The 19,668-nt window shown below is 44.0% G+C and carries 23 protein-coding genes and 1 riboswitch; of the genes, 17 read left to right on the top strand and 6 right to left on the bottom strand.

Annotated elements, in window-relative coordinates:
- Positions 1–35: 35 nt before the first annotated feature.
- The 9 genes from NST45_RS01760 (at position 36) to NST45_RS01800 (ending at position 8,341) form a co-directional block, all read left to right on the top strand.
- Complete coding sequence (locus NST45_RS01760) at positions 36–803, top strand: Cof-type HAD-IIB family hydrolase (RefSeq protein WP_036685270.1); 768 nt, start codon at positions 36–38, stop codon at positions 801–803.
- A gap of 58 nt (positions 804–861) precedes the next feature.
- Positions 862–1,347: a DUF456 family protein gene (locus NST45_RS01765; RefSeq protein ID WP_036685268.1), complete on the top strand. Its 486-nt coding sequence runs from the start codon at positions 862–864 to the stop codon at positions 1,345–1,347.
- A 26-nt stretch (positions 1,348–1,373) separates the two neighbouring features.
- Entirely contained in the window at positions 1,374–3,002 is a 1,629-nt protein-coding gene (locus NST45_RS01770) for a polysaccharide biosynthesis protein (protein ID WP_036685266.1), read from the top strand.
- Between the two features lie 78 nt (positions 3,003–3,080).
- A complete protein-coding gene (locus NST45_RS01775) occupies positions 3,081–3,425 on the top strand; it encodes a thioredoxin family protein (protein WP_036685265.1) in 345 nt (114 codons plus the stop codon).
- Positions 3,426–3,527: 102 nt separating this feature from the next.
- Positions 3,528–4,511, top strand: a complete 984-nt coding sequence (locus NST45_RS01780; RefSeq protein WP_038573187.1) for a COX15/CtaA family protein — start codon at positions 3,528–3,530, stop codon at positions 4,509–4,511.
- A gap of 155 nt (positions 4,512–4,666) precedes the next feature.
- Positions 4,667–5,401, top strand: coding sequence for a Cthe_2314 family HEPN domain-containing protein (locus NST45_RS01785; RefSeq protein WP_038573186.1), 735 nt, complete (start codon positions 4,667–4,669; stop codon positions 5,399–5,401).
- A gap of 102 nt (positions 5,402–5,503) precedes the next feature.
- A riboswitch (SAM riboswitch) is annotated at positions 5,504–5,639 on the top strand.
- A 102-nt stretch (positions 5,640–5,741) separates the two neighbouring features.
- A complete protein-coding gene (locus tag NST45_RS01790) occupies positions 5,742–6,758 on the top strand; it encodes a methionine ABC transporter ATP-binding protein (protein ID WP_036685258.1) in 1,017 nt (338 codons plus the stop codon).
- Positions 6,758–7,417: a methionine ABC transporter permease gene (locus NST45_RS01795; protein ID WP_076099375.1), complete on the top strand. Its 660-nt coding sequence runs from the start codon at positions 6,758–6,760 to the stop codon at positions 7,415–7,417. Before NST45_RS01790 ends, NST45_RS01795 begins: the two co-directional genes overlap by 1 nt.
- 57 nt (positions 7,418–7,474) lie before the next feature.
- Entirely contained in the window at positions 7,475–8,341 is an 867-nt protein-coding gene (locus tag NST45_RS01800; protein WP_036685252.1) for a MetQ/NlpA family ABC transporter substrate-binding protein, read from the top strand.
- 158 nt (positions 8,342–8,499) lie between these two features.
- Here the strand turns inward: NST45_RS01800 and NST45_RS01805 are convergent, their stop codons facing one another.
- A complete protein-coding gene (locus tag NST45_RS01805) occupies positions 8,500–8,748 on the bottom strand; it encodes a NifU family protein (protein ID WP_036685249.1) in 249 nt (82 codons plus the stop codon).
- Positions 8,749–8,829: 81 nt separating this feature from the next.
- Between NST45_RS01805 and NST45_RS01810 the strand changes: the two genes are divergently transcribed.
- Positions 8,830–9,084 carry a YuzB family protein gene (locus NST45_RS01810; protein WP_036685247.1) on the top strand — a complete coding sequence of 85 codons (255 nt, stop codon included), beginning with the start codon at positions 8,830–8,832 and terminating at the stop codon, positions 9,082–9,084.
- Positions 9,085–9,494: 410 nt separating this feature from the next.
- Here the strand turns inward: NST45_RS01810 and NST45_RS01815 are convergent, their stop codons facing one another.
- A complete protein-coding gene (locus NST45_RS01815; protein WP_076099373.1) occupies positions 9,495–10,556 on the bottom strand; it encodes an NAD(P)/FAD-dependent oxidoreductase in 1,062 nt (353 codons plus the stop codon).
- A 51-nt stretch (positions 10,557–10,607) separates the two neighbouring features.
- Positions 10,608–11,714: an aminofutalosine synthase MqnE gene (gene mqnE, locus NST45_RS01820; RefSeq protein ID WP_036685236.1), complete on the bottom strand. Its 1,107-nt coding sequence runs from the start codon at positions 11,712–11,714 to the stop codon at positions 10,608–10,610.
- Positions 11,715–12,172: 458 nt separating this feature from the next.
- Between mqnE and NST45_RS01825 the strand changes: the two genes are divergently transcribed.
- Positions 12,173–12,532 carry an iron-sulfur cluster assembly accessory protein gene (locus NST45_RS01825; protein WP_036685235.1) on the top strand — a complete coding sequence of 120 codons (360 nt, stop codon included), beginning with the start codon at positions 12,173–12,175 and terminating at the stop codon, positions 12,530–12,532.
- A 99-nt stretch (positions 12,533–12,631) separates the two neighbouring features.
- Positions 12,632–13,084, top strand: a complete 453-nt coding sequence (locus NST45_RS01830; RefSeq protein WP_036685234.1) for a GNAT family N-acetyltransferase — start codon at positions 12,632–12,634, stop codon at positions 13,082–13,084.
- A 439-nt stretch (positions 13,085–13,523) separates the two neighbouring features.
- On the opposite strand, the gene NST45_RS01835 is transcribed toward NST45_RS01830, so the two are convergent.
- Positions 13,524–13,733, bottom strand: a complete 210-nt coding sequence (locus tag NST45_RS01835; protein WP_036685233.1) for a hypothetical protein — start codon at positions 13,731–13,733, stop codon at positions 13,524–13,526.
- Between the two features lie 333 nt (positions 13,734–14,066).
- On the opposite strand from NST45_RS01835, the gene NST45_RS01840 reads away from it, so the two are divergent.
- Both NST45_RS01840 and sda read left to right on the top strand, forming a co-directional pair.
- Complete coding sequence (locus tag NST45_RS01840; RefSeq protein ID WP_036685231.1) at positions 14,067–14,729, top strand: YheC/YheD family protein; 663 nt, start codon at positions 14,067–14,069, stop codon at positions 14,727–14,729.
- Between the two features lie 315 nt (positions 14,730–15,044).
- A complete protein-coding gene (gene sda / locus NST45_RS01845; protein WP_036685584.1) occupies positions 15,045–15,188 on the top strand; it encodes a sporulation histidine kinase inhibitor Sda in 144 nt (47 codons plus the stop codon).
- A 132-nt stretch (positions 15,189–15,320) separates the two neighbouring features.
- On the opposite strand, the gene NST45_RS01850 is transcribed toward sda, so the two are convergent.
- The gene (locus NST45_RS01850; RefSeq protein ID WP_036685581.1) at positions 15,321–16,295 is read right to left on the bottom strand and encodes an NAD(P)/FAD-dependent oxidoreductase; all 975 of its coding nucleotides are present in this window, start codon (positions 16,293–16,295) and stop codon (positions 15,321–15,323) included.
- Between the two features lie 331 nt (positions 16,296–16,626).
- On the opposite strand from NST45_RS01850, the gene NST45_RS01855 reads away from it, so the two are divergent.
- Together NST45_RS01855 and NST45_RS01860 are read left to right on the top strand one after the other, a co-directional pair.
- Positions 16,627–17,820: an NAD(P)/FAD-dependent oxidoreductase gene (locus NST45_RS01855; protein ID WP_036685230.1), complete on the top strand. Its 1,194-nt coding sequence runs from the start codon at positions 16,627–16,629 to the stop codon at positions 17,818–17,820.
- Between the two features lies 1 nt (position 17,821).
- Positions 17,822–18,100: a hypothetical protein gene (locus tag NST45_RS01860; protein WP_036685228.1), complete on the top strand. Its 279-nt coding sequence runs from the start codon at positions 17,822–17,824 to the stop codon at positions 18,098–18,100.
- Positions 18,101–18,165: 65 nt separating this feature from the next.
- On the opposite strand, the gene hemQ is transcribed toward NST45_RS01860, so the two are convergent.
- A complete protein-coding gene (hemQ, locus tag NST45_RS01865; RefSeq protein WP_036685226.1) occupies positions 18,166–18,924 on the bottom strand; it encodes a hydrogen peroxide-dependent heme synthase in 759 nt (252 codons plus the stop codon).
- Between the two features lie 373 nt (positions 18,925–19,297).
- Here hemQ and NST45_RS01870 point away from each other — a divergent pair, with 373 nt between their 5' ends.
- A complete protein-coding gene (locus NST45_RS01870; protein WP_036685224.1) occupies positions 19,298–19,594 on the top strand; it encodes a YuiB family protein in 297 nt (98 codons plus the stop codon).
- Positions 19,595–19,668 lie beyond the last annotated feature (74 nt).

A 19,668-nucleotide genomic window follows, 5' to 3' on the forward strand; every position in this document is an offset into this window, starting at 1 on the left:
TCAATAGAGAGCATACAAGAATGGAGGGGTGGCAAATGATTGCCAAATACCGCCTGCTTGCATTGGATATGGATGGAACCCTACTGAATGATGAACAGATAATTACACCCACAACGGTGGAATGGATTCAAAAGGCGGTCAACGCAGGCGTTCATGTCTGTCTGTCGACAGGCCGGGCATTTGTAAGTGCCTTACCCTATGCAGAGCAGCTAGGTTTAGAGACACCGATGATCACTGTGAACGGCAGTGAGGTGTGGAGAGCGCCACATGAAATATACCGGAGATCGCTAATGGATCCCAAGCTGGTACAAGAAATGTATGATCTTGCAAAAGCAGATGACATCTGGTTCTGGGCTTATTCTCTGGACGAAGTTCTCAAACAGGATAACTGGGATGGGGATGTAACGGGTAGAGAATGGCTTAAGTTCGGTTATCACACTGAAGATGATGAGCTTCGCCATAAGCTGTTGCTTCGTCTTCAAGATATGGGTGGACTGGAGATTACGAACTCTTCTCCGCACAATCTGGAGATTAATCCTCTAGGCGTGAATAAGGCAGCAGGAATAAAGGAAGTCTGCAAGCTGCTGGGAATAGAAATGTCGCAAGTTGTAGCTGTGGGCGACAGCCTTAACGATCTGGCGGCGATCCAGCAGGCTGGACTTGGGGTTGCCATGGGCAACGCGCAAAAGACGGTTAAACAAGAGGCTGATGTTGTGGTGGCGACCAATAATCAAGACGGGATTGCCGAGGTCATCCAAAAGTATATCTTTACCGAAGCTGCAGCCTCTGTAGGCAGCAAATAATAAAAGCAGTACTGCGAAGTGAATCCATGGAGCATTATGCTAGTAGGAGGTTAAGGAATTGACGATCCTGGGTTGGATTCTTATCATTGTTTTGTTTGCTGTAGGATTGGCAGGGGCTGTATATCCCATACTGCCGGGTGCGTTAGCGATCTATCTTGCCTTTTTTGTATACGGCTGGTTCTTTTCTTTTGAGCCCTTTGGGGTTTGGTTCTGGATTATTCAAACACTGATTGTTGTAGTTCTTTTTGTTGCTGATTATGTTGTAGGAGCGTGGGGTGTCAAAAAATTTGGCGGCTCACGTTCATCGATTATCGGGAGCACGATCGGGCTGATCTTGGGACCTTTTGTTATCCCGGCTTTTGGTCTTATCATTGGACCATTTCTAGGGGCTTTTATTGGAGAATTGATGGTGGGATCTTCACCTTCTAAAGCTGCTAAGGTAAGTGTTGGCTCCATACTCGGCTTATTTAGCAGCACCTTGGTCAAAATCGTGTTGCAGGTAATTATGGTCGTCCTCTTTTTTATATGGGTCGCCCGGTTTTAATTTAACAGTGAAGAAGGGGAAAGAGTTTGTCCAAGAAAGAGTCTTTTGTTAAAGGCACGCTTATCCTTGCTGCTGCAGCTTTGGTGGCAAGGGTACTCGGGCTTGTCCAGCGTGTGCCGCTGGACCATATCTTTGACGGTGTGGGGAGAGCATCGTTCGGAGTTTCTAACAATATCTATTTAATGCTTCTAACCGTAGCCACCGCTGGGATTCCAAGTACACTCAGCAAAATGGTCTCTGAACGATACGCCTTGAATCGTCCTGAAGAGGCGAGACAAGTGTATCATGCTGCACTGCTGTTTTCAGTGGCAGCAGGGGTGTTTATGACTGTCTTGCTGTACATAGGGGCTCCATTTTATGCAACTCATATTGCTGATGTCCCTGAATCGGCGATGGCGATAAAAGCTATTGCGCCTGCCCTGCTTCTTTTTCCGGCAATAGCGATGATGCGTGGATATTTTCAAGGCCGCAACAATATGATGGCAGGTGGGATTTCTCAGATCGTGGAGCAATTCGCTCGCGTACTGACCGCTATTTTGCTGGCTTATATTTTATTACATCAAGGTTATAGCAACACTACAATTGCTGCGGGAGCATCCTTTGGTAGCGTGATCGGTAGTATCGCGGCGTTTGGCGTAATGATTTATTTTGCAGTCAAACTTCGCCGTGAGGACAAGCAATTAGGATTGAATTATGATACTGCTCAAAAATTACCGATTTGGGGTATCTACAAGGATATTTTTACACTGTCTATTCCCATTGTGCTATCTTCCCTTACGATTCCGGTTGTGAATGTAATTGACACTTCTCTTACGGTACGATTATTGATTGATCAGATAGGTAGGGAGAGTGCCACTTCAGCGCTAGGTATTTTATCCAATCGTGCTCAGAGTGTAGCGGGCATTCCACCTGTTCTAGCTATCGCACTTGGAACTTCATTGATTCCGATCATTTCGGCTGCCTATGCCCGCCGTGATGAGGGGCATTTGAAAAAGCAGATAACGCTTGCTCTGCGGATTTCTATTTTGACAGGGATGCCGATTGTATTGGCGCTTGTAGCAGCTGCTTATTCTGTAAATGGATTATTGTTCGCCAGTTTAGATGGCAGTGGTATCGTAGCCATGCTTACTTTAGGAACGATCTTTCAGATTACGATGATGACAACGAACTCTATTTTGTTAGGTATGGGCAAATCGCGAATTTCCATGTATTATGTGTTAGCGGGTATTATTGTAAAATTAGTGGCAAGCTTATTACTTAGTAAGGTATTTGGCATCTACGGAATCATCGGTGCAACAGCACTTTGTTTCGTGGTCATTACTTTGCTTAACTTACGCATGCTGAAATCGATTGTGCCTTTTGAAATTATGGGCAAACGTTGGGGCGGTTTCGCGATTGCGGTACTTGTGTCCGGCGGGATTGGTTATGGCTTGAATGAGGCTGGGATTTTGTTAACGGATCTGATGCCGGCACGTTTGGCGTTTCTGATCACTTGTCTTGTTGTGGGAGCCGCAGTTGTTGTTATTTATCTAGTACTGCTTATTGTGCTGGGCGTGCTGACTAAACAGGAAATCTCCAGTTATCCGCGGGCGCTGCAAAAATTATTGAATCCGCTGATGAAGTTACAGCCTGCACGTGTTCGTATGAGAGAATAGGTTTGACTTCTACCCTGCATTTTGCTTCACTTAAAGAGTAGAAAATAGACAGATATTGAAGAAGGGACTGAGTAAATCATGGACAAAATTAGTTCTCCTGCTGAATTTCAGGTAGCCATTCAATCACCTCGATTAACAGTGGCCATCTTCAAGGCTGACTGGTGCTCGGATTGCAAATTTATCGATCCTTTTATCCCAGAGGTAGAGCAGGCTTATGCAGACCGCCTTACACTGGTTGAGGTAGATGTTGATGCCGTGGGCGATGTTAGCCAAGAACAAAATATTATGGGTATTCCAAGCTTCGTCGCATATTCGGATGGACGGGAATTGGTTAGATTCGTTAATAAATTGCGCAAATCCCGTGAAGAGATTGAAAATTTCCTTGATAAAGCGGTCCAAGTGCATCAAAGCCTTCAAAAGTAATTCCTAAGGAACCACCGCTTTCGCCTGTTTGTGCAAAAGCGGTGGTTTTTTGAAATATAAGTCTGGCTGCTTCTTCATTACTAAAAACTGCGGGTGATATTTTTGACGACAAATCAGTTGAAATGGCTTAGTTATCTTACTTGCCTTATCATGTTCCTCGCTGTACTCGGAGGAGCGGTAGTGACGAAGACTGGATCGGGCTTGGAATGCGGAAATGAATGGCCGCTCTGTCATGGGAAATTAATTCCGGCTTATACTATAGGCTCGATGATTGAATACACCCATCGCTTGTTTAGCGGTTTGGCAGGGTTATTCTCACTTGCCTCGATGTTTGCTTTTTGGCGTTATGCCCGTACTCGGCGCGATTTGCTGGGCTATGCATTTATGACTTTATTATTCGTCATCGTTCAAGGTGGTATGGGAGCGCTTGCAGTAATTAAATCCCAATCTGCTGCTGTAATGGCGCTGCATATGGGTTTTTCTTTGATCGCCTTTTCGAGCGCTATGATGTTGGCTCTTGGAACCAAGAGATGGCATGAATCGCGCGAATATGATCATACGTTGGAGGCTCAAAAGAAGCCCGTAAGTAAGGCTTTTCGCAATTTAACTTGTCTTACTGCCATCTATTCTTATATTGTCGTGTATATTGGAGCCTTTGTAAGTCATACGGATTCACAGGGCGGGTGTTCGGGTTGGCCGCTTTGTAATGGAGAATGGGTTCCGGAGCTTTCCGGAGGTGTAGGTGTTGTTTTTACGCATCGGATTGCGGCTTTGCTCTTATTCATGCTTACTGCGCTGCTTGGGCATTTAGCATTTTGGAAACATAAGGATTATCCAGAGCTTAGAGCGCTAGGTGTAGCTGCAGTGCTGTTATGCTTGATGCAGGTGTTTAGTGGGGCGGCTGTGGTTTACACCCTAGATAATGAAAGATTGTACATATTTGCCGCTTTGGCTCATATTTTGCTGATTGCCAGTTTGTTTGGTGTCTTATGTTATATGAGTGTAAGAGTCTGGCAGCTAAATCGTGCGGGTAGTGTCGTGTCTGGAAAAAATGTAACGAACCCAATGATTCCACCGCCTTGGTAGAACATTCCCTCCGTGGATAGAGGCGCTTCACCCGCGGAATAATAAAGTGGAAATCGGTATATCGTGGAGCTGATTGGCCGATGCTTACGTCGCGAGTTTTGTACGAAGCAGTCCATGGAAGCAGACGCTGAACAAAACTTTAGGAGGACTGGGATATGCTGCGGGTATTACTTGGAGAGCCGCCTCGAAAGAACAGTGGTGTGTTGGCTGATGCGATGGAGAATATGGCCACTTTTGCAGCATTGCTGCGCAAGGAAATGAGTGCCCATGAGGATAATGACCATGAATACCGCAAGCTGGAGATTTGGACACGTGGACTGATTTCCTCTCTGGATGAACTGGAGCAAAGTTGGTTCGCGGCCGCTTTTTACCGGAAATTAGTGATCGCGGGTTATATGGATGATATGACACCGGTGGAACAGGGCGATTATGCACGTTATGTTTATTTTTATAAAGATGGCTTTATCCGGGTTTTCTCTCTTCTGGACAAGCTTGGGACGGTACTGAATCATTTTTATGATCTCAAAACATCCAAATTAAAAACGCACTTTTCTTACTTTACAGTGCTGCGTCAGCTTCAATTATTGAATGTGCATCCTGCATTAGCGGATCAACTGGAACAGATCAAGAACTCCTACCGCGATCCATTGGAGAATTTACGCAAGCGCAGAAATGCTGAAATTCATTATATGAATTCTGAAATGCAGGATGATCTGTGGCAGCGGCATCAAGGTCTGCATGATAAAATTCAGCTCGAGGATCTGGATAGCCATCTTGAGGATTTAAAACAATCGCTCGAAATGAACTGTAAGACATTAATCGCGGCATTCAGCTACAGCAATGAACAGCTGCGTAAGGAAATAAGCAGGGCAAAGAGCATAAAATCGTAATCGTTCAATATATTTCCTTTTGACAAAAATCGATAAACTCACTATACTTATGCTTGCATTAAAGTATGTACGATTTCAGAAAAAATATAATTTCATAACTTTATCTTATCGAGAGCGGCGGAGGGATAGGCCCGATGAAGCCCGGCAACCGATTTGTATCCAGCGCGGGAAGCGTTGTACAAATGTCATGGTGCTAATTCCTACAATGGCGCAGGTTGCGGTCGTTGGCAGATGAGAAGGCATTGTCTTAATAAACCCACAGAGCCTCTTGCGATCTGCATCGATCGTTGGAGGTTTTTTTGTATAGAATAAGTGAAATATAAAGGGGGGGCGACGAGAGTTGATTAATCTAAAAGGGATAACAAAGGTTTATGGAAAAGGGAGTAATGCGGCAACAGCGCTTTCTGGATTGAATCTGTCCATCGAGAAAGGTGAAATATTCGGAGTCATCGGGCACTCTGGAGCGGGGAAAAGTACATTGATCCGTTGCATTAATCTGTTGGAACGTCCGACAGAAGGTGAGGTCTGGGTAGACGGTGTTGAACTAACTAGCCTTAACCAAGGTCAATTACAGGAACAGCGGCGCAAGATTGGGATGATTTTTCAACATTTCAATTTGCTTTCTTCGGCGACTGTGTATGATAATATTGCCTTTCCACTGCGACTTGCAGGTACATCTAGAACAGCTATTGATACAAAAGTGAAAGATCTGCTCGCTCTAGTTGGGCTTGAAGAACATACAGATAAGTATCCTTCTCAGTTATCTGGAGGACAAAAGCAGCGGGTCGGCATCGCCCGGGCACTAGCCAGTGACCCTGATGTACTGCTGTGTGACGAGGCCACTTCTGCGCTTGATCCCCAGACAACGGACTCCATTCTTAAGCTGCTGCTCGATATTAATAAAAGATTCCATTTGACCATTGTGCTGATCACACATGAAATGCATGTAATCCAGAGCATCTGCGACCGTGTCGCGGTCATTCATGGTGGTGGGATTGTTGAGCAAGGCAAAGTTACAGAGGTATTTCTCAAGCCGCAGCATGAGGTTACACGCGATTTCATCCGCAGTGAGACACAGAATGAAGGGCCTCTTCGAGTGGCGCTTGATGCTGCTGCCGGGGATAACTCTCAAGCTGTCAAAATTACTTTTTTCGGAGAAAAAACTTACGGCTCGGCACTATCCGATGTCGTGCGTGATACGGGTGTAAGCTTTGCAATCTTACATGGTACCATCTCAACGATTAAAGATGTGCCTTATGGACAGATGATTGTGCGGTTCGAAGGGCCAGCTGAGGCGATTGCTGTAACGATCTCCAGACTAATTGCTCAAGGCCTTGATGTGGAGGTGATTTCGTAATGAATTTTGCAGATCTAAATTGGCAAGAAATGATGGATGCTACGGTTGCTACTATAAAAATGATATTTTTTTCCGGATTGTTCACAATTATTCTTGGTTTACCACTCGGAATTCTATTGTATTTATGGGGGAAATCGAATAGTATAGTAATCAGAGTAACTTACTCGGTCTTATCATTACTTGTAAATATCTTACGCTCCGTACCCTTTATCATTTTGATGGTGGCTCTCATTCCTTTCAGCAAAGCCGTTGTTGGAACCTCAATTGGTGTACTCGGTACGATTCCACCTCTGGTGATTGGTGCAGCTCCGTTTTTTGCCCGCTTGGTAGAGACGTCGTTAAGAGAGGTAGACCGCGGAGTCATCGAAGCCGCACAAGGTATGGGAGCATCGACGAACCAAATCGTTATGCGTGTTCTTTTGCCAGAAGCTCGTCCAGGTCTGCTAGCTGGAGTTACGATCACACTGGTTACACTGGTCTCCTATACAGCAATGGCTGGTATGGTTGGGGGTGGCGGATTAGGTGACTTGGCGATTCGTTACGGCTACCACCGCTATGAGACGGAGATTATGATTGTTTCTATAATATTTATTGTCGTACTGGTGCAATTGCTACAAATGGCCGGTGACCGACTCGTAAAACATTACACACGGAAATAAGGTACATCCATATATATCCTTATTCAATACAAAATATAGATTAGAGGGGGATTTACAATGAAAAAAGTACTACTTACATTTTTTAGCCTGACACTGGTTGCGGTGCTTGCGGCTTGCGGTAACAACAATGCATCTAATAATGCTGGGAGCTCGGCTGCTACAACAGCACCAAATGCAGAAGCAACAAGTGAACCTACTAAAGATCCTGTGAAACTGGTTATTGGTGCCTCACCTGTGCCTCATGCTGAAATTTTGAAGGCTATTGCTCCATTGCTTGAAAAAGATGGAATTACACTTGAAATTAAAGAATTTACTGACTATATTCAACCTAACGTGCAGCTTGATGAGAAGGAGTTAGACGCTAACTTTTTCCAACACCAACCGTATCTGGATGACCAAAACAAAAATAATAAAACAGATCTGGTCTCCGTTGCATCCGTTCACGTTGAGCCTTTTGGAGCTTATTCCAAAAAAATCAAATCGATCGATGAGTTGGCTGATGGTGCAAAAGTTGCCATTCCGAACGATGCTACTAACGGTGGCCGTGCACTAATCCTACTTGCAAAAAATGGTCTGATTACCTTGAAAGATGATACAAACATTGCTGCAACGAAAGCAGATATCACTGAAAACAAGAAAAACCTCGACATCATTGAGTTGGAAGCAGCTATGCTCCCACGTCAACTGGATGAGGTAGACCTTGCTTTGATCAACACGAACTTTGCACTAGACGCTGGTCTTGTGCCAACTAAAGATGCACTGTTCATCGAGGGTGTAGATTCCCCTTATGCTAACATTTTGGTAACCCGTCAAGACAATAAAGATTCCGAAGCCATCAAAAAGCTGGTTGCTGCCCTGAATTCTCCAGAAGCTAAAGCTTTCATTGAAGAAAAGTACGAAGGTGCGATCATTCCAGCGTTTTAAGGAATTAAGCTAAATTCGTCTATAGTCATAACAAGAACCCGCAGCCAAGTTGGCTTGCGGGTTTTATGTTCTAAGGTTGTGAGAGAATGTTAAATCCTCTATAATAAGAAAATCCCGATCTCCTTCACAGGAGAATCGGGAGGGTTATTAAACGGGATTTAGAATACTTGAACTACTTCTTCAACGCCTTCTACTTCTTCAAGGAGGGCGCGTTCAATCCCGGCTTTCAAGGTGATCGTGGAGCTTGGGCAGCTGCCGCAGGCACCCATAAGTTTCAACTTAACGATGCCGTCTTCCACATCGACCAGTTCTACGTCACCGCCATCGCGCTGCAGGAACGGACGAAGCTTATCCAGCACTTCTAGTACTTCATCATACATTTCGGTGCTTTGTGCATTCTCACTCATTTCTCAATCACTCCTTTCGTAAGTTCATTATAGTACAAAAAGTTAAAAAATAAAATGGTTAGGCGGAATAGGGAGATCATCATGAGACCAATTATTGAATTTTGTTCCAGCAACATGGGTCACGGAACAGACAAGCTAATGCATAAGCTGGAGGAAAATCCGGATTATGATGTCATTGAATACGGATGTCTGAACAATTGTGGAGAGTGTTATTTAATGCCTTTCGCCATGGTTGAAGGTGACATTATTGCAGCAGACACTGTTGCAGAGCTAGAAGAGAAAATTGAAGCCAAGATCAAAGAGCTTGAGGCTTGGTTTAATATAGATCTTGACTAAATTTCTCGAGAAAAAAAGAGGGAGCACTCCATAATCTAAATTATGGAGTGCTCCCTCTTTTTGGAACCTTGCTTGAACAAAATCCACCAATTTGATCGATTAGGCAACATATTGGAGAGTGCAGGTGCTACCGTGAAGGTGCCACCGGACTCAGGTGACCTTATATTGAGTGTCTTCCTACATTTGGATAGCTATCGGACCCCATAGTCACTATTCACCTGAAAAGCAGCATAAATGAACCTCATTATAAGCAATAACTTCACTGGAGTCCGAAACTCTCCTCCAAAGGCTAAAAATTTGCGAATAAGGATATCTGAGTCCGTAGGGTATACGCACCAATAACGTAAGAAAGCTACTCTCGTGTTTATCTGAGAGTAGCTTCGTTGAATACTTATGAACCAATCTTAGGCTTATCCTAAAGTGCGTTTCGACATCCAGAGCACTCCGCTCTTGAGGATGCGGGGAACCCGTCCTTTGACGGAGCGTTGTCCCATAAGTCCGAATCCTGCTTTTTTGCCTAGTGACCCTAAAGTACCCTTCAGGCGAATAGGATGAAGCTTAGGAGTCTCACCGCGCCAGGTGGCTTGAATAACCTGAGCTACCTGCTCACCCTGTGCTCCAGCGGCTTGTGCGCTTGGTGCAAATGGCAGACTGGCACAGTCACCAATCACATATACCTCAGGATAATCCGGTATACGATAATACTCATCCAGCATAATCCGTCCACCGCGGTCCTTCGACACATTCAAATCTTGAACTACTTTTACAGGTTGAATTCCTGCGGTCCATACTGTCACATCTGAAAGGATTTCCTCGGTACCGTTAAAAATCGAATCCTTCTCTACATGAGATACAGAGATTCGTCCGAGCGTTTGCACCTGATGGTGATGAAACCATTCCTCTACGTACTGTGACAGCTTTGCCGGAAAGGCAGACAAAACACGTTCACCGCGATCCAGAATAGCAATGTTAAGGTCTGGACGGCTCTCCCGAAGCTCTGCGGCTAATTCAACACCGCTTAATCCTCCACCTACGATGTTTATCGTTCCGTAAGGCTTCACATCATTTAAACGGCGGTAGGTTTCCCGAGTACCAGCAAAGGTCTGGATGCTGCAGGTATATTGATCAGCACCAGGGATGTTGTGGTAATTATCGGTACAGCCAAGAGCAATGGCTAGGAGATCATAAGATACAATCTCACCGGATTCCATACTGACTATTTTGCTCTCCAAATCAATGGAACTCACTTCACCGTACCGGACAGTAAGCCGGGGGTGAACCGGAAAATGAATGCGCAGGTGATAATCAGTTACGGTACCTGCGGCGAGCGCATAATATTCCGTTTTGATTCCTTGATAAGGCATTCGGTCAATTAAGATAATTTCAACATCATGAGGAAGATGATTATTGAGTAATTCTTGAATTAAGGCTAGGCCGCCGTAGCCACCGCCAAGAACGAGTATTGTTCTCATGCTGACCGAACTTCCTTTCCAATATGGGATAACAAATCTCAGGTAGTCTTCTTATTCGTATACCTTAACCTCATTATAGAAAGTGTCACGTTCGACAGGAATTCGTCCAGCACCTTTCACTAGCCAGATCAATTCGTCGCGAGTCAGACCTTCCGGTGTTAAGGCGCCAGCCGCGTGGCTGATCCGTTCTTTTAGAATTGTGCCATGCACGTCTGATGCACCGAAGTTCAGCGCAACTTGAGTAAGCTGAGGGCCAATGTTAATGAAGTACGCTTTGATGTGATCGAAATTGTCCAACATCAATCTGCTGATCGCAATGGTCTTCAGATCCTCATAAGCAGAGTTGCGGCGCATGATGCCAGCGTTTTTATTCTTAGGCTGCATGGACAATGGAATGAATACCATAAAGCCATTGGTTTCGTCCTGCAAATCACGGATTTGCATCATATGGCGGATACGGTCTTCGTGAGATTCAATGGAGCCGTACAGCATAGTGGTATGGGTCTTCATCCCAAGCTGATGTGCTGTCCGATGGACTTCCAGATATTCTTCCACATTAGCTTTGTCTACACGCATTTTTTTACGATATTGGTCGGATAATATCTCTGCGCCACCACCGGTGAGTGTTTTAAGTCCAGCAGCACGCAATTGTTCCAGTACCTCACGAATACTCAAACCGCTAATACGGGTAAAGAAATCAATCTCAGCGGCAGTGTAGGCTTTTAAGGTAACCTCAGGGAAACGTTCGTTCAAAGCCTTTAAAGAATCCACATAATATTGGAAGGGAACCTTGTCGTTATGGCCACCAACAATGTGGAATTCGCGTACGCCCGGGTGGATATGCTGTTCGACATATTGCACCATTTCCTGACCGGAAAGGGTATAGGCTCCCTCTTCTCCATCATCTTTGCGGAAATTGCAGAATGCACAGTGCGATTCGCAAACATTGGTGAAATATAGACTCATGTTTTCGATAAAATATACCCGGTTGTGATTCTTGGCGATATTGACTTCATTCGCTAGCTGGCCAATGGTAAGTAAATCGTTGCTTTGATATAAATAAACGCCATCTTCCAAATTCAATCTTTCGCCGCTGCGAACCTTATCAATAATGTTCGCCATTCGGGCATCCGTGTGGGGGGTAAAAAGAGTAGACATATTATGATTTCCTCCTGAAAGTTTACGAGCAGATTGCTCGAAGATAAATTCCAGACGTACCCAAGTGGTAGCTGTTCATTCTAAAAAAGAAAGAGGCGAGCTTGCCTCCGTGACAAATTTCCGAATTTTTACTTAGAGTGCCTTCCCTATTATAAACCTACTCTCCTAAGGGTATCAACAGCTTGATATTGATGGTGTTTTTTGCTGTGAAGGGTCATGCCTAAGGCAGTTGTGACTTGAGGGTAACGGAATAGTCGGTTATACTGAATTTATCAAGCATAAACGTCATTGGCATCCTTATAAAGGTGATAAGCGTTTGAGCGAGAAATATAAGACATAAAGAATAGGTGCAGCACTTATACTTTCTTATATTTTTAAGAAATAACTTTTGGCCGGAAGGCCTCTTAAACATAAGTTTCCGCTTATGAAGTGAGACGAATTTGTAGGAGGATGAGATCATGATTAATATTAGTGAAAAGGCAGCAGAACAATTAAAGGCGATGCTTGCTGAACAAGAAGTACCGAACATGTTCCTCCGTATTGGAGTAACGCCCGGCGGTTGCAGTGGATTCTCGTACGCTATGGGCTTTGATGATAATGAAACTGATCAGGACGTATATATGGACATTCAAGACATGAAAGTGGTTGTGGAGAAGGAGAACCTTCGTTACCTGGATGGTCTCGAAATCGACTTTGAAGAATCCGGCATGACGGGTGGCTTCACCATCAACAACCCTAATGCTACTGCAACCTGTGGCTGCGGCTCAAGCTTCCGTACAGCTACGGATGCAGGGAAACCTAACGAAGAGCCTTGCTAATAGCAGCAATCACGGCTCCAAGCCCGTGTTGGATTCTAACAACACAGGCTTGGAGTTTTTTTATTCTCAATGACAAAAATCATCACAAGGAGTTCGGAAATGGAAATCAGAAAATTAAAAGCTGGTGAACAGCCTCCATTAGAATTACTTCTATTAGCAGATCCTTCGGAGAGCTTAGTTAACGGATATTTACGAAGAGGGTTATGTTGTGTGGCTGAGGTAGATAACAGCATCATCGGAGTCTACGTTGTGCTGCAGACAAGACCGGAGACTGTAGAGATTGTTAATATCGCCGTCGACGAAAATAAACACGGGCAAGGTATAGGAAAACAGCTGCTGAACCATGCGATTCAGAATGCCAAGCTGCTTGGGGCAAAAACCATTGAAATTGGCACAGGAAATTCGAGCGTTGGACAATTGGCACTTTATCAGAAATGCGGATTCAGAATCACCGGAATTGATAGAGACTTTTTTATTAGGCATTACAGCGAAGAGATCTTTGAAAATGGGATTCAAGTCATAGATATGATACGCCTGTCGCTAGATTTATGAGTAAAAGGGGAGTTTCTCAGAAGCCATTTAATGTGCGCTGGGGTAGCTCTTTATTCTTTTACATAGGAAGCAAACCATGTATCGCGAACCTTGTATCGGACACAGATGACCCTAAACGCCGCATTTCCCCATATTTGTGGTGCCAACGGACCGCATTGCCGCTATTGCTATGAAAATCAGTAAATATGAAGCTCTTTTTAAGCAATAGTGTCACTGGAGTCCGAAACCACGCCTAAAAGGTTGAAAATCTGCAAATAACGTCATCTGGGTCCGAAACGCTTATGGGTTAAAGACGCTGTTGAAGCAGATAGCTATTGTTTAAAAACACAGAGCAGCGATTATCCACATAACTGGAGAATCGCTGCTCTGTTGTTTTTTTTGCGATGGTCGGACCGTCTGTTCATAGAAATAAGCTGCTTATAGGCAGTCCCTGCGTACATTAGGCTGGAATAATAAACTTGTAATTAATCATAAATACGATGAGCGCTGCAGCTCCAAGGGAGAAGGCGATACAGCCCGTACCCAGTGCTCTGCGTTTGTCTTTAATAAATTTAAAGCCGATGGCGCAGATCAGTATAGTCGTTCCAGCCAATACAATGGACATCCCAAGCATAGCCACCCAATATAAAACCTCAAAAAACTGTGCCATTCTGAGCCCTCCCCGCGCTGTGCTTTTTAGTGATTCTGTTAGTACTCACTATAATAGTAGAAATTGAAAATGTAACCGCTATTAATAATACAACGATTTTGAAGATTATTCTAGTTATAGTGAACTCATCCATTAAGATAATGATGTCGAATTTCTTGAGAACTGAATCTACAAAATCCGCGGTTGTACCCTGTCGCTGTCGACTGATGCTGTGCTAAACACTAAGCCCTTTTTGCTAAGAGCGGCATCTTACACGGACAATCATACAAGAGGGCGAGACCTTCTCTGAGTAATGTATAGGGTAGGCTGGATTGTGAAGGGAGGGAAAGGACGATGGCAGGAAGACAATTGGCCAGTAAGTGGCTGAAGACAGAGGCGTTGCTGACCGATGCTCGGGTTGCACCCTATATCCCAATGACGAGGGGGTACAGGGCAGAAACGCTCCTGGCAATGCTTCGTAAATATGGAAATGTTGTCATTAAACCTATTGTGGGTGGCGGAGGTTACGGTGTAATCAAAGTTTTTCGGGATAGTCGCGGTTATGGATTCACCTATATGGACAGAACTCGAATTTACAAGGATTTTGGATCCATGAGACGTGCGCTTAATACTGTGAAAGCAAGACGCAGATATTTGATTCAACAAGGGATTTCCCTGGCGAGAATCGGCGGGCGGCCTATTGATTATCGGGTCAAAGTAGTTAAAAATGGTGATGTTTGGGAATTTCGCTCCATGGTAGGTAGATTGGCTCGGCCAGGTCTGTTCGTGACCAATCTTTGTAAAGGGGGAACGATGCTATCATGTCGTGAAGGACTTCGTAGATCGTTGCCGCGGATTAAAGCTTCAGCGAAGAAAGCAGAAATGCGGAGACTAACCCATGTATGTATCGGAATTATGGAACGGCATTTTCCGGGAATAGGTGAGCTGGGCTTTGATTATGCTGTAGATTATTCGGGGAAAATATGGATTCTGGAGGTTAATACAAGACCTCAATAAATTAACAATTATTTTAAGAATTGACGATAATAGAGTAGTAAGATAAAATTGCGTTTAGTTGCGTTCTTTTGGGGTAAATAACATTGTAATTTATTTACAATAAAAATATATTTTTAGCTGTATACAAGTGGTTCAATCCTGTGTATAACTATTATCCCCATAGTCCACTGTGTAGCTAGTACCTTTATAACGCTTACACACATTTTATACACAGGATTTCCACATGTACTTGTGGATAACGCGAACGCTTGTTCGAAAAATGATAGTTTGATATGATAGATTCAGATCCAAATAAAGGAAAGGTAGATGAAGTTTATGGTTGAATTGTCGGATGAGATGCTGCTTGACTCTTACCATAGAGCAATAGAGCTGCAACTAGAGCATGATTTCATCGCTCTTCTACTCGTTGAAATTCGCAAACGAAACTTACACTCTCCAGTACATGCGGTTCTTCATTAAAAAGCGCAAAGGATAACTTTGTAGCAGGCTACATATATAAAACCGCGAGGCACAAACAAACATAAAAGGGTATCCTCACAGGCTGTTATCAACAGGCCTGTAAGAATACCCTTTTTTATTGTGTTAATAGATTTAGAGTTTCATATTACTGCTGTGACCCGGTGAAAGCTTGGCTTCTGGATCAATGTACACCTTAGCATTATTCACAGCCGTTGGAGCTTCGCCAAATCCTACAGCAATCAGCTTCAGCTTACCAGGATAAGTTGTGATATCGCCGGCAGCAAATATGCCTGGAATACTTGTTTCCATACGCGAGTCAACAACAATGGAGTTCCCCTCAATCTCAATACCCCATTCGGCAATAGGACCTAGGGAAGAGATGAATCCGAAGTTAACAATAACGCTGTCCACTTCAATTTCTTGAGTTTCTTTGGTCTTGATATTTGACAATGTAACCTTAGTAATGAACTCTTCACCATGCAGCTCTGTAATTTCAGTAGGGGTAACTACGTTAACCTTGGAAGCCATCAGGTTCTCAACGCTATGTTCATGCGCACGGAATTTATCCCGGCGGTGAATCAGGGTTACCTGTTCAGCGATGGGTTCCAGCATGAGTGCCCAGTCAACTGCAGAGTCACCGCCACCGCTGATCAGAACTTTTTTATCTTTAAAGGCATTTAGATCATTTACAAAATAATGGAGGTTTGCTTTTTCAAAACGTCCAGCGTTGGGTAATTCCAAACGACGAGGTTCAAATGCACCTACACCAGCTGTAATGATGATCGCCTTACTGTGGTATTCGGCTACATCGGTTGTAACCACAAAATGACGTTCGTCCCGTTTTTGAACAGAAATCACTTTCTCCTCCAGCCGGATATTGGATTGGAACATATCCATTTGCCGAGACAGGTTGTCGACCAATTCTTGTGCTGTTACTTTTGGAAAACCTGCCACATCATAAATGTATTTTTCTGGATAAAGGGCAGCAAGTTGTCCCCCCAATTGGGGCATACTTTCAATAAGGGTTACTGATGCCTGACGCATTCCGCCGTAAAATGCGGCAAACATGCCAGCTGGCCCGCCACCTATGATTAAAAGGTCGCTCATAGGAACGCTGGATTGCTCTTGGGTCACGGGATATTACACCTCCGAGTTGATATATTCATTTTGCCATACTTGTGTACCTACTTATTATAATCATTGTGACACATACCTGCAAAGAAAGACTTTAGAAGTCAATAAAAGTGTGACGTTTTTTAGTATTTTAATGTTTGATTAATGCTACACTAAGGTTTACAATGGATATGGTCAATTTAGAAATGCTTCAAGTTTGATTGGAATTTCTTCTAAATATAAGTGTATAAATTCACAAAAAGGACCGTACATTGTTTCAATAAAAAATACAAAGACAGATTTACCTCTTGGAAGGAGCCGGAACATGAGTAGTATTCCCAAAATCGTTATCTTAGGCGCGGGCTATGGGGGTATTTTGACCGCACAGCGCTTGCAGAAGGCTTTGAATTATAATGAAGCGGATGTCACGCTTGTAAACCGTCACGAGTACCACTATTTTACTACCCATCTACATATGCCTGCCGCGGGTACGGACAGTATTGAACACACTCGGGTGTCCATTTCGAAACTAATCGATGAATTCAAGATCGACCTCGTGAAGTCATCTGTTCAGGAAATTCGTACTCAGCAGAAAAAGATTATTTTGGAGGATGGTACCCTATCGTACGATTATCTTGTCATTGCTTTAGGTGGAGAGCCTGAAACATTTGGTATTCCTGGACTTGATAAATACGCACTGACAATCCGGAGCATCAATTCCGTTCGTTTAATTCGCGAGCATATTGAATATCAATTCGCTAAGTACAAGAACGAGAACAATGCTCAGGAGCATATTAATTTTGTTGTCGGTGGTGCCGGCTTTAGCGGTATCGAATTTGTAGCTGAATTAGCTGACCGTATCCCTGGACTGTGTAAAGAATATGACGTTGATCCAAGTATGGTTAATATATATAACGTAGAGGCTGCTCCGACAGCACTGCCTGGTTTTGCTCCTGAGCTTGTTGAGTATGCGATGGACTTGCTCACCAAAAAGGGAGTTACCTTCAAGATGGGGGTTGCGATCAAGGAGTGTCTGCCAAACGGGGTGATTCTGGCATCAGGCGAAGAAATCAAAGCCTCCACAATTATTTGGACAGGCGGAATCCGTGGCAATCGTCTTATTGAGGCTGCCGGATTTGAAGCTATGCGTGGGCGCGTGAAGGTAGATGAATATCTACGTGCACCGGGCCAAGAGAATATCTTCATTATTGGTGATGGCTCCCTTATGATTAATCCGGAAGGACGCCCTTACCCGCCAACCGCTCAAATTGCTATGCAGCAGGGTGAATGCTGTGCGCATAATTTGGTGGCAGCAATCCGCAATCAACAGCCGAAGAAATTCGCATTCAGCAATAAAGGAACCGTAGCTTCCCTAGGCAAAGGCCAAGGAATCGCTGTAGTAGGCAGTAAAACTTACAAGGGCTGGACTGCCGCTCAGTTGAAAAAAGTTGTAGATATGCGCTACTTGTTCATTATCGGCGGAATTCCGCTGGTTCTGAAAAAAGGAAGATTCTTATAAGATGCGCCATTGCAGCGTACAGGTACGCGGACTGCTGACTCGGGAAGAATTGGACCGTTATAACGGACTGATAGAGGTTGGATCTTATCTGGAGGATCAGAACCAGTATGATCTGGCTTATATCGTTCAGAAGGAAATTGATCTGCTCATTCTCCCTGGTATCGAACGCCTGAAGGATAAAGGGCGCGCTCGGGATCGGGCCACGGCTGAATATCTGGAAAGTTTACGTGAAGATGATGAGGATAACGAAGATGAGGATTCAGGAACTTCGGTGTCTTAATCTAATAATATGGTAGTAAAAAGGGTGTGTCTCCATACGAACTGGAGACACACCCTTTTTTGTTATTACAGCTTGAGCATTTCTTCAAAAGATTCTTCAGTCAGCAGATTGCCGACATAAAAAGGTCCGAATTCGCCGTAACGAGCACTTACTTCGTCAAAACGCATTTCGTATACCAGCTTTTTGAATTGCAGTGCATCTTCAGCGAACAGAGTCACGCCCCATTCCCAGTCATCAAAACCGACGGAGCCGGTGATAATTTGCTTCACTTTGCCTGCATATGAACGTCCAATTAACCCGTGTGAAGCCATGAGTTCCCGGCGTTTGTCCATATCAAGCATGTACCAGTTATCGGCAAGCTCGCGTTTTTTGTTCATAGGATAGAAACAGATGTGTTTCGCTTGCGGTAAAATAGGCTTTAGCCGTGCGGCAACATGCGGATTCTGCATTGGATCGCTGCCGTCGCTGCCACTGCCACCAGCAGCGTAGTTGCTTAATTCAACAATACTTACATATGAATAAGCTTTGGTTGTATATTGAGCAAAAGCGATTTTGTTAAAGGCGGTCTCAAGTTGGTTCAAAGCTTCTAGGCTTTCGCGCAAAAACATCATTACAAAATCGGCCTTTTGGCCCACTATGGAGTATACTGCGGTGCTGCCTTCTTTAGCTTCCTCAACAGGGCTCCATTCCTGCATAAAAGCATGTAGTTCTTCCAGGGCAACGGCACGTTCTTCATCATCTGCTGCCGTCCAAGCGGTCCAGTTCAGAGAGCGGAAGTCATGCAGTGCATACCAGCCTTCCAGTGTCAAAGCGGCTTCGATCATGATCTCACTCCTTAAAAGTTTTACGAAGCATAAGCCTCGTTGAAATAACATCGCGTAAAACTTGCTCCGAAAGCATACGCTTAGTTTTACGAAGCATAAGCCTCGCCCAAAATAACATCGCGTAAAACTCGCAATTGAAGCATAAACTTAGTCTTACGAAGCATCTGCTTCATAGGCTATGTATGATCTGATTAATCTACTTGCATTGTATCGCAATCAAGCCGCCAAGAGCAAACGGAGGCATCCTGTAAGTGTGCGAATTAGTGCGTGAATTTGAATAAAGTTCATTGCTTCGTGACATTTTTTCTAGTAAACTTACTACTAGCTTGTAAAAGATGTGCGCTTCTTTATAGAAAGGGGTGGAGACGGTAAGATGGGATTTATTCCAGTGTTTATCCTAGCCGTTTTATTCTTTGTGATGATGTTTGGTATCGGCTTTATTCTTAACATGTTAATGAAGACAACCTGGTTCCCCGCTTATCTATTCGTACTTATTATTCTACCCGTCGTAATCTATTCTATTTGGGATAGAAACGCGATGTCGCTCTGGGAGCATCTCTCCAGTTTCCACTTTGTTGATTATCTTACAGGTGTCGCTGGTCTTGCAGGTGCTATACTTAGTGGATGGACCATTCAAAAGCTGCGCTTTGGCGGTTACAAGATGTTTTAAAGATTCGAAAGAGCCTATGTTATGAATCAGTCTTATATTTCTGCGAGAAACGGGATACCTTCCTCTTTAGAGGA

This window comes from Paenibacillus sp. FSL R7-0163 (assembly GCF_037969975.1).
GTDB lineage: Bacteria > Bacillota > Bacilli > Paenibacillales > Paenibacillaceae > Paenibacillus_AQ > Paenibacillus_AQ odorifer.